Origin of the sequence: uncultured Megasphaera sp. (assembly GCF_958350005.1) — a bacterium.
Taxonomy (GTDB): Bacteria; Bacillota; Negativicutes; order Veillonellales; family Megasphaeraceae; genus Megasphaera.
The window spans coordinates 1-9,541 of record NZ_CATWFF010000079.1 but is presented as its reverse complement, the minus strand read 5'-3'; the positions used below and the strand labels follow the sequence as shown (position 1 = coordinate 9,541).

Sequence of the window (9,541 nt, the reverse complement as noted above, 5' to 3'; positions counted from 1 at the left end):
AGGAAGCCGCTGATTCAGCAAAAGAACGTATACATCACGTATGCGTTCTTTTTTTGTGTACGCCAGGAGGAGAGGGAACATGCAGAAAAATTTAGTCATTGTCCGCGGTGGCGGAGATATTGCAACAGGGACGATTCAGGCGTTAGTACGGGCAGGATTTTCTGTTCTTGTTTTGGAAACTCTCCATCCTTCTGCAATTCGCCGACAAGTAGCTCTGTCAGAAGCTGTATATGATGGCACAGCTTCAGTAGAGGATATAAAGGCACGTCTGTGTTCCCAGATCCAGGATATATATATGGTCTGGCAGAACGGGGAAGTCCCAGTTCTTGTGGATCCACAGGGAGCGGCTATTGCGAAGCTGAAGCCGTGGGCTGTTGTCGATGCTATTTTGGCCAAGCGAAATATGGGAACCATGCGTTCCATGGCCAGACATACCATTGCATTAGGGCCGGGATTTACGGCCGGTCAGGACGTAAATGCTGTCATCGAAACCATGCGGGGCCACGATTTAGGCCGCATTATATGGAGCGGCCAGGCACTGCCGAATACGGGTATTCCAGGTATTGTTGGCGGCTATAGTGCGGAACGAGTAATTCACAGTCCGGCAGAAGGCTATTTTTATGGCATCAATCGTATTGGCTGCATGACAGAAAAAGGGCAGGGTATTGGCGTCATTTTGGACAGACCTATGCAGGACGGGGACGTATCATCCGCTGTTTGCCGGGCTGTCGTGCGCAGTTCTCTGTCCGGACTGATCCGGGGAATGATACGAAATGCCTATGCAGTTACGAAAGGCTTTAAGATTGCCGATATTGATCCCCGACGAGATCAGCTTGCAAATTGTTTCACTATTTCGGATAAGGCCCGCTGTCTCGGCGGGTCCGTAGTCACGGCATTGTTCTGCCTGGAAAATCACTGATCTCCCATGAATCGTGTAGCATGACGGCCCGTTTTCCTGTATAATAAGGTGCAACTATACGTGTATGCTGCCGTATTAGTGCAGGAAAGGAGAAAGACTATGAAAAAAATCAAGACCACTGATGCTGTCGGCTGTGTACTATGTCATGATATTACGCAAATTATTCGCGGTGTCTCTAAAGGTCCCGTATTCCGCAAGGGCCATGTTATTCGGCAGGAAGATATTCCTGTGCTGCTGTCTGTAGGCAAAGAGCACGTATACATTTGGGAAGCTGATGCATCCATGCTTCACGAAAATGACGCTGCTCTGGTGCTGCAGAAAATATGTATGGGCGAAAATATGCATGCCAGTGAAGCGAAAGAAGGCAAGATCGAGCTGATTGCCGATTGCGACGGCGTACTTACAGTGGATCGGGAACGGCTGCAGAAGCTTAATTCCCTGGGCCGCATGATGGCAGCATCCCGGCATGGCGGCTTCCCGGTACATAAGGGCGATGTCCTGGCAGGCATGCGCATTATCCCTCTGGTCATTGAAAAGACTGCCATGGAAGGTGCCGTACAGGCTGTAGGAAAGTCTCCCATTTTTCACGTTGTGCCTTTTACGATGGAACGGGTTGGTGTGGTTACGACGGGAAATGAAGTGTTTCATGGCCGTATTGCCGATACGTTTACACCGGTTATTGAAGACAAGCTGAAAGCATTTGGCATCACCATGGCCTGGCACCGCACGTTGCCTGATGACCCGGCGGTTATTACAGAGACGATTCAGGATATGCTGCGTGAGAATGCAGATATGGTTATCTGTACGGGAGGCATGAGTGTCGACCCCGATGATCAGACGCCGCTGGCTATTAGGAAGACCGGTGCCCGCATGGTGTCGTATGGTGCGCCTGTATTGCCGGGAGCCATGTTTTTACTATCCTATAGTTCTGATGGCCGGCCCATTATTGGTCTGCCTGGCTGTGTCATGTATGCAAAACGGACTATTTTCGACCTGGTTTTGCCGTCTCTGGCAGCTGGCATCGACATTACGGCCCAGGATCTGTCGAGGATGGGCGAAGGAGGACTGTGCCTGAACTGTCCTGAATGTACGTTCCCTAATTGTGGATTTGGCAAGTAGGAGGATAAGATGAATCCATCATTTACGCATATCGATGAGAAGGGCCAGGCCATCATGGTAGATGTAAGCCAGAAGCAGGATACAGTGCGTACGGCTGCTGCATCGGGCCGCATTTCTATGAGCCGGGAATGTTATGATGCCGTCGTTCACGGAGACGTGGCGAAGGGCGATGTTCTGGGGACGGCCCGCATTGGCGGAATTATGGCGGTTAAGCAGACGAGTCAGCTCATTCCGCTGTGCCATGTACTGAATATAACCAAGTGCGGCATTGATTTTACGTTTCATGAGGAAGACCATGAGATAGAAGCAATCTGTACGGTGCGCTGTACCGGTCAAACAGGGGTGGAAATGGAAGCGCTGACCGGGGCATCCATTGCACTGCTGACGATTTACGACATGTGTAAGGCTATTGACCGGACCATGTGTATTGGGGCCGTTCATGTACTGGAAAAACGGGGCGGTAAAAGCGGCGATTTCTTTTATGATGAAAAGGACAGAACAACGTGATTGATTCATTTGGCAGAACCATTTCGTATCTGCGCATATCAGTGACAGAAAACTGCAATCTGTGCTGCCGCTATTGCCGGTCGCCGCAGGATAGGACCTTGCCGGAGATGCCTCTGTCCTACGAAGCACTGCTGACGATTTGCCAGGCCGCTGTACGGCAGGGAATACGGTATTTCAAGGTAACTGGAGGAGAGCCCCTTCTGCGGCCTGGGATTTTGTCTTTTCTGCGTCGGCTGAAACAGATGGCTCATGTTGAGTCGGTGACTATTACGACTAATGGAATTCTCCTTCCTTCCTATTTGCCGGAGCTGCAGCATATCGGCATTGACGGCATTAATATCAGCCTGGATACGCTGGATGAAAGACAGTTTTCCTGGCTTACAGGCGGAGCGCATCTGCATACAGTCCTGAAAGCCATCAGACAGTCTGCTGTTTCAGGGATCTCGACAAAAGTAAATGCCGTACTATTGACTGAGACCTGTTCGCAAGTACTGCCTCTGGCCAGGCTGGCAGAGAATTTCCCTGTAGACCTTCGCTTTATTGAACTCATGCCTATTGGCAAAGGGGCAGGGTATTCCGGAAATACGCAGGATGAAGTGCTGCAGCAGCTGAGGCAGGTTTACAGTGATTTGACGCTTTCCCATGAATGTCGTGGTCATGGTCCGGCAGTGTATTACCGGAGTGCTGTGCTTCAAGGGCGCATTGGCTTCATCAGTGCCAACAGCCATTCCTTTTGCCCTTCCTGCAACCGCATGCGCCTGACAAGCCTAGGATTTTTGAAGCCTTGCTTATGTTATGGTGAAGGTATTGATTTACGTCCTCTTCTGGCAGCTGGAAGGGAAGAAGGGCAGCAGCTGGATGCGGCGTTCTGCCAGGCTGCACGGAACAAGCCGAAAGGTCATTGTTTTTCCGCACCTGCCAGCGTGACGGAACGGCGGGGAATGAATGTGATTGGGGGATAATGATGGGGCGAGTTGAAGCAATATGTGTGAGTCCTCAAAAAGGAACGGCTAAGCATCCTGTTTCAGTGGGCCAATTTCTGGAGAACTGGGGCCTGGAAGGCGATGCTCACGGCGGCCGCTGGCACCGCCAGATCAGTATATTGGCAGCTGAAACGATTGAAGCCTTTCGCAGGGACTATGGAGTAGATGTACAATATGGTGATTTTGGTGAAAACCTGGTCCTTCAGGGCATCGATGCAGCGGCCCTGCCTGTTGGCACGAAGCTGCAGTGTGGCGCAGCCGTACTGGAAATTACGCAGATTGGTAAGGAATGTCATCAGTCCTGTGCTATTCGGTCCATTGTCGGCGACTGCATTATGCCGCGCAGCGGCGTATTTGCCAGGGTTATTCACGGCGGTGCCGTACGGCCTGGCGACGCTGCGCATATCCTTGAAACGGGAAACGTGCACCCTTATAAGGCAGCCGTTATTACTTTATCTGATAAAGGCAGCCGGCATGAACGGGCAGATACGAGCGGACCGACCGTTGTCCGCCGGCTGGAGCAGGCCGGGTATACTGTAGTGGAAACGCTGCTCCTTCCTGATGGTGAAGAACCGCTGAAAACGGAACTGTGCCGCTTGGCTGATCAGGAGCAGGTAGATCTGATTTTGACGACTGGCGGCACGGGATTCAGCCTCCGCGATGTAACTCCGGAAGCGACGCTGGCCGTGGCTACGCGGCTCGTGCCGGGAATTGCCGAGGCTATGCGGGCTGCTTCCATGACGATTACCAGGCGGGCCATGTTGTCCCGGGCTGTCAGCGTCATTCGGGGGCGAACGGTAATTATCAATTTGCCAGGCAGTCCCAAAGCCTGTGAAGAATGTATGGATGTATTTATGTCTGTTCTTTCTCACGGCCTCGATGTCCTCCGCGGTGATGCCGGCGACTGTGGGATGATGCCGAATGAGGTGGCGTATGCAGTGGAACATAAGGAGATATGATGCGGCATGAAATGGAAACAGTTGATTATTGGTATGGCAGCTATGGTATGTACTGTCGCATTGGCCGGATGCAGCGGAAATAGGGCAGAAGAAAAAACAGCAGCCAAGACGAAAGTGACTGTTTTTGCAGCGGCCAGTATGACGGAAACACTGTCGCAGATTGCCAAGACCTATGAACAGGAACATCCTGATGTAGAGTTGGTTTTTAATTTTGATTCGTCAGGAACGCTGAAAAAGCAGATTCAAAATGGTGCTGACTGTGATCTGTTCATTTCAGCGGCACAGAAGCAAATGAATCAGCTTGACAAAACAAAATCACAGCAGGCGAACCCTGATCAGCTAGATTTTATTGACAGCAGTACACGCGTTAACTTACTGGAAAACAAGGTCGTACTGGTTGCACCGGAAGGCAATCCCAAACAGATACAGAATTTCCGTGATATGGCTCAGCAGCTGACAAACGGATCTGTCCGGCTGGTTATGGGCAACAGCGATGTGCCTGTCGGCCAGTATACGCAGAAAATTTTGTCCTTTTATGGCGTAGATGAACAAAGTGCTGCGCAGCATGGCAATATTACGTACGGGTCCAATGTCAAAGAAGTTACGACCCAGGTCCGTGAAGGCAGTGCAGACTGCGGCGTTATTTACTGCACCGATGCGTTCAGCGCCAAGTTAACGCCGCTGGATCAGGCAACGCCGGATATGTGCGGCCAGGTCATCTATCCGGCAGCCCTTTTGAAAAACAGCAGACATCCAGAAGAAGCCCGGGCCTTTCTTCAGTACCTGCAGGGCGATGAGGCTATGGCCGTATTTGAGAGCGTTGGCTTCAGCCGGGTTTCATAACGGCATGCCATGATGGACTGGTATCCTTTATGGAATAGTCTGCGCATTGCAGCCATTTCCTGTATTATCGTATTTTTCATCGGCATTGCTGCTGCCTATTATGTGGCCAAAGCTCCCAAACTGCTCAAAGGCCTGCTGGACGTTGTGCTGACCCTTCCTTTGGTGCTGCCGCCTACGGTCTGCGGCTGGATTTTGCTGGTTCTTTTTGGACTGCGCCATCCTGTAGGAATGTTTTTGCAGAACCAGGGAATCCAATTTGTCATGACCTGGTATGGCGGCGTAGCTGCGTCTGTAGTCGTAGCTTTTCCGCTCATGTACCGGACGGCTCGCGGTGCTTTTGAAAGTTTTGATGAAACCCTGGCCTGGAGTGCCCGCACACTGGGGCTGTCTGATACGTTCATTTTCTGGCGTATCCGCATGCCCTGCTGCAAGCAGGGCATCATTGCCGGCGTCGTCCTGGCCTTTGCCCGGGCGCTTGGCGAGTACGGCGCAACGAGTATGCTCATTGGCTATATACCCAAGCATACGGCGACTATTTCTACAACGGTATATCAGTTGTGGCGAACTAATGATGAATATCACGCCTTTATATGGGTCCTGGTTAATATTGCTATCAGCGCCGTTGTATTGCTGATTGTCAATATGATGGACCGGCGGCGTCGACAGAAGGTGCAGCAATGGCGATGAATGTACAGATACAAAAGCGATTAGGAAACTTTCAGCTCCATGCAGCATGGCGCAGTCAGGGCGTACTGGGCATTTTAGGCCCGTCGGGATGCGGCAAGAGCAAGACTCTTCAGTGTATTGCCGGTATTGAACGGCCTGATGACGGATATATTGAAGTAGGCGGGCACGTGTTCTTTGACGGTCAGGGCAAGATAGACCTGCCTGTACAGGAGCGGCGGGCAGGATATTTATTTCAGCATTATGCCTTATTCCCCAATATGACAGTAGAACAGAATATATTCTGTGCAGTTCGGCATGGCAGGACAAAAAGGGAGCGCCAGCAGCGTGTCCGCACCATGATGGCGCGCCTGCAGCTGGATGGCCTGGAGCAGCAGAAGCCCGGCGAGTTATCAGGCGGCCAGCAGCAGCGCGTAGCTCTGGCCCGCATTCTGGTGAATGAACCGGAACTGTTGATGCTGGATGAACCGTTCAGCGCCCTGGACAGTTATTTGAAGCGACAGGTTATGGAGGAAATGCGGACTTTGCTGCGTCAGTTTCCCAAAGACGTCATCCTTGTGACGCACAATCCTGCAGAGGCCTATGAATTATGTTCGTCCCTTGCCATCCTGAACCAGGGCCAGGTGGAAGTCATGGGGCCGACGGCCAGTGTGTTTGCACAGCCGCAGACGCAGGCTGCGGCCAGGCTGACGGGATGCCGCAACATAGCCGCTGCTGTGAAACGGGGCCGCCGTCAGGTCTGCGTGCCGGCGTGGGGGATTACCCTGACTGTCGGCCAGGATGTAGGCGATACGGTGTGTGCCGTCGGCATACGGGATCATTCCTTTGATGATGGTATAGCGGAAAATCGCTGTACTGTAACGATTCTGGAATGTGTGGAACAGCCTTTTTCGTGGCGCATTTGTTTTCGCTTTTGTCGGCAGGACAGCGTTTCTGCGCCGCTGTTCCGTCAGCTTGCCAAGGGGGCCGGCAATCCTGGCGAGAATCATTTTGGCGTCTGCCCTGAAGATGTGCTGCTGCTGTATCGGTAATATAGAGAGGAGATCGCATCATATGGTGGATATATTTCAACGGCTGTATCAGGAACTGAAACAGGGACGAGAAGCTGTTCTGCTGACGATTCTGCATAGTCAGGGATCAGCGCCGCGCCGTGAAGGAAGTCATGCTCTCGTATTTGCCGATGGTACGACGGCGGGGACGATTGGCGGAGGCATTGGCGAATATAAAGCCTGTGCAGAAAGCCGGCAGGTTCTGCTGGAAAAACAGTCCCGCATCGTAACGTATGTGCTGCGCCCCGATGATGCCGCCAGTATTGGCGCTGTCTGCGGCGGTACTACGACGGTGTTCTGTCAGTATCTGTCACGGCAGATTCCAAATCTTGTTTCCTGCCTGCACCGTATATGCAGCCTCCGCAAGGAGCGGCAGCAAAGCTGGTTCGTACTAAAGGTGACAGATACGGCACAATGGATGATGGCCGTTGTTGGCAATGGTATTTCGGCCTGTGGAAGTAATGGTGCTGATCCATCTTTTTGCCAGGCTGCTGCGCAGCTGCCGTCTTCACTGACTGGCGGCAGCGGTTTCAGAAAGGAACCGGGATGCCTGTGGTACTGCGAGCCTCTGGCCTATCCCGGTAAGGTTATCGTCTTTGGCGGCGGCCATGTAGCCCTGGCCCTGGTACCCCTTCTTGTGAATCTGGGATTTTCCTGTACTGTTGTAGATGACCGTCAGGAGTTTGCCAACGCTGACCGCTTTCCCGAAGCTGACCAGACGATTGTTGCTGATTTAACATGCCTTCCTGCAGAACTGGAGGTTACAGCTGATGATTATGTCTGTATTATGACCCGGGGCCATGTAGGAGACTATGAAGTACAGCGCCAGGTTCTTCCCTGTCATCCCTGGTATGTAGGCGTCATCGGCAGCCGGACGAAACTGGCTTTTGTCCGGAAAAAGCTGGAAGCTGATGGATTTTCGCCGCAGGAAATCGATCAGTGCCATGCTCCCATTGGTCTGCCTATTTCAGCGGCAACGCCGGAAGAAATTGCTGTCAGTATTGCTGCGGAACTGATTGCTGTCCGGGCCCGGCGGGAAGACCGTGAAAAGGCAGATGCCCGGCGCTGGAGGGCTGCTGATGCACCAGCTGTTCGCATACCGTAAGGGCATACTGAAGCCTGTGCCTGCTATTTGGGACGGTTCTGCAGCTGCTCAGGCCCCAAAGCCGACGGTTCTGACATTTACCGGTGCCGGCGGCAAGACGACGAGTCTGTATGCACTGGCTCAGTTTCTGGCCGATCAGGGACGGCGTGTTCTGATCCTCACGACGACGCATATGCAGGCGCCGAAGCGGTGGGGTGTATATTCTGGTTCTCTGGAGGATGTGGAACGGCAGCTGCAAAAGGAGGGTATTGCCGTGGCAGGAACGCTGGGATCTGCAGGAAAAATCTCGTATATTGGTGATCGGCTATACCGCCTTGCCGGCCCGCTGGCTGACGTCGTGCTGATAGAAGGCGATGGATCGAAGCGCCTTCCGCTCAAGGCCATGGCCTGTCACGAGCCGGTTGTGCCGCCAGATACGGTGCAGATATACTGCCTGGCCGGGTTGTGTGCCCTTGGACAGGCGGTGAAAGACGGCTGCTTTCGCTATGCCCTGACCGGACTGCCGCCTGATGCGGTGCTGACCGAAGCTCTGTTTGCCCGGATTTTTTATGGACAGTGTCTGCAAGTCCTGTATACCAGGTATCCGTCTGTACCGGTCGTACCTGTACTGCAGCAGGCAGATACGGCAGAACGGATTGCTGCTGCCCGGCGTATCTTTGCGTTCCTTGACATTTCATGCGGCCTGATTACGTCGTATGCTGCAGAAAGGCGGGAACCGTAATGGATATAGCCCTTGTTTACCTGGCATCAGGAAAAGGCCGCCGTTTTGGCAGCAATAAACTTCTCTGTTCTGTTGGCGGCCGGCCATTATATCAGTATGGCTGGACGAAACTGCAGCGCCTTCAGGCGGCGTTTGGGTACAGGCTGCTCGCTGTGACGGCATATCCCGAGATTTTAATGTATTGTAACAGCCAAGGCGGCCATGCCGTATACAATGAACAGGCTGATGAAGGAATGGCCGCTTCTGTCCGCCTTGGCGTACAGTATGTCGGACAGGCCGATGCCTATGCTTTTTTTCCGGCCGATCAGCCGCTGCTGCAGTATGACAGTATTCATTCGTTTTTGCAGGGATTTGCCGCTTCCGGCAAGTCGGCCGGTGCCATGACTGATGGACGGCATCTGATGAGCCCTGCTGTTTTTTCGGCTGTTCATTGCTGTGAACTTCTGCAGCTGCACGGCGATGTGGGAGGAAGGCACATACTTCGTGCGCAGGGGAAGAATTTGTGGATATATGAGCCGCCGCGGCAGGAGCTGATAGACGTAGATACGCAGGAAACGCTGCATCAGCTTCAACACTATCTGCCCTTTTGACAGTGTTTCGCTCCGTTCTGACAGCATAGTATGCTGTGAATTATTAAATAAAAGTTCCAAAA

Annotated in this window: 11 protein-coding genes; all 11 read left to right on the top strand. The window is 52.7% G+C overall.

What is annotated here, in order from left to right:
- Window positions 1-79: 79 nt before the first annotated feature.
- The 11 genes from yqeB (at window position 80) to Q3886_RS05970 (ending at window position 9,479) form a co-directional block, all read left to right on the top strand.
- The gene (gene yqeB / locus Q3886_RS06020) at window positions 80-919 is read left to right on the top strand and encodes a selenium-dependent molybdenum cofactor biosynthesis protein YqeB (protein ID WP_301860299.1); all 840 of its coding nucleotides are present in this window, start codon (window positions 80-82) and stop codon (window positions 917-919) included.
- A gap of 99 nt (window positions 920-1,018) precedes the next feature.
- Window positions 1,019-2,038, top strand: coding sequence for a molybdopterin-binding protein (locus Q3886_RS06015; protein WP_301860298.1), 1,020 nt, complete (start codon window positions 1,019-1,021; stop codon window positions 2,036-2,038).
- Between the two features lie 9 nt (window positions 2,039-2,047).
- Window positions 2,048-2,545: a cyclic pyranopterin monophosphate synthase MoaC gene (gene moaC / locus Q3886_RS06010; protein WP_301860296.1), complete on the top strand. Its 498-nt coding sequence runs from the start codon at window positions 2,048-2,050 to the stop codon at window positions 2,543-2,545.
- On the top strand, window positions 2,542-3,507 hold the full coding sequence (gene moaA, locus Q3886_RS06005; protein WP_301860295.1) for a GTP 3',8-cyclase MoaA: 966 nt from the start codon (window positions 2,542-2,544) through the stop codon (window positions 3,505-3,507). The genes moaC and moaA overlap by 4 nt, the downstream gene beginning before the upstream one ends.
- A gap of 26 nt (window positions 3,508-3,533) precedes the next feature.
- Window positions 3,534-4,487, top strand: a complete 954-nt coding sequence (locus Q3886_RS06000) for an MOSC domain-containing protein (protein WP_301860293.1) — start codon at window positions 3,534-3,536, stop codon at window positions 4,485-4,487.
- A gap of 6 nt (window positions 4,488-4,493) precedes the next feature.
- Window positions 4,494-5,330, top strand: a complete 837-nt coding sequence (modA, locus tag Q3886_RS05995; RefSeq protein ID WP_301860292.1) for a molybdate ABC transporter substrate-binding protein — start codon at window positions 4,494-4,496, stop codon at window positions 5,328-5,330.
- 9 nt (window positions 5,331-5,339) lie between these two features.
- Window positions 5,340-6,017: a molybdate ABC transporter permease subunit gene (gene modB / locus Q3886_RS05990; protein ID WP_301860291.1), complete on the top strand. Its 678-nt coding sequence runs from the start codon at window positions 5,340-5,342 to the stop codon at window positions 6,015-6,017.
- Entirely contained in the window at window positions 6,008-7,045 is a 1,038-nt protein-coding gene (locus tag Q3886_RS05985) for a sulfate/molybdate ABC transporter ATP-binding protein (protein ID WP_301860290.1), read from the top strand. Before modB ends, Q3886_RS05985 begins: the two co-directional genes overlap by 10 nt.
- A 22-nt stretch (window positions 7,046-7,067) precedes the next feature.
- The gene (locus Q3886_RS05980) at window positions 7,068-8,168 is read left to right on the top strand and encodes an XdhC family protein (protein WP_301860289.1); all 1,101 of its coding nucleotides are present in this window, start codon (window positions 7,068-7,070) and stop codon (window positions 8,166-8,168) included.
- Entirely contained in the window at window positions 8,143-8,889 is a 747-nt protein-coding gene (gene yqeC, locus Q3886_RS05975; protein WP_301860288.1) for a selenium cofactor biosynthesis protein YqeC, read from the top strand. The genes Q3886_RS05980 and yqeC overlap by 26 nt, the downstream gene beginning before the upstream one ends.
- The gene (locus Q3886_RS05970; RefSeq protein WP_301860287.1) at window positions 8,889-9,479 is read left to right on the top strand and encodes a nucleotidyltransferase family protein; all 591 of its coding nucleotides are present in this window, start codon (window positions 8,889-8,891) and stop codon (window positions 9,477-9,479) included. The genes yqeC and Q3886_RS05970 overlap by 1 nt, the downstream gene beginning before the upstream one ends.
- Window positions 9,480-9,541: the final 62 nt, after the last annotated feature.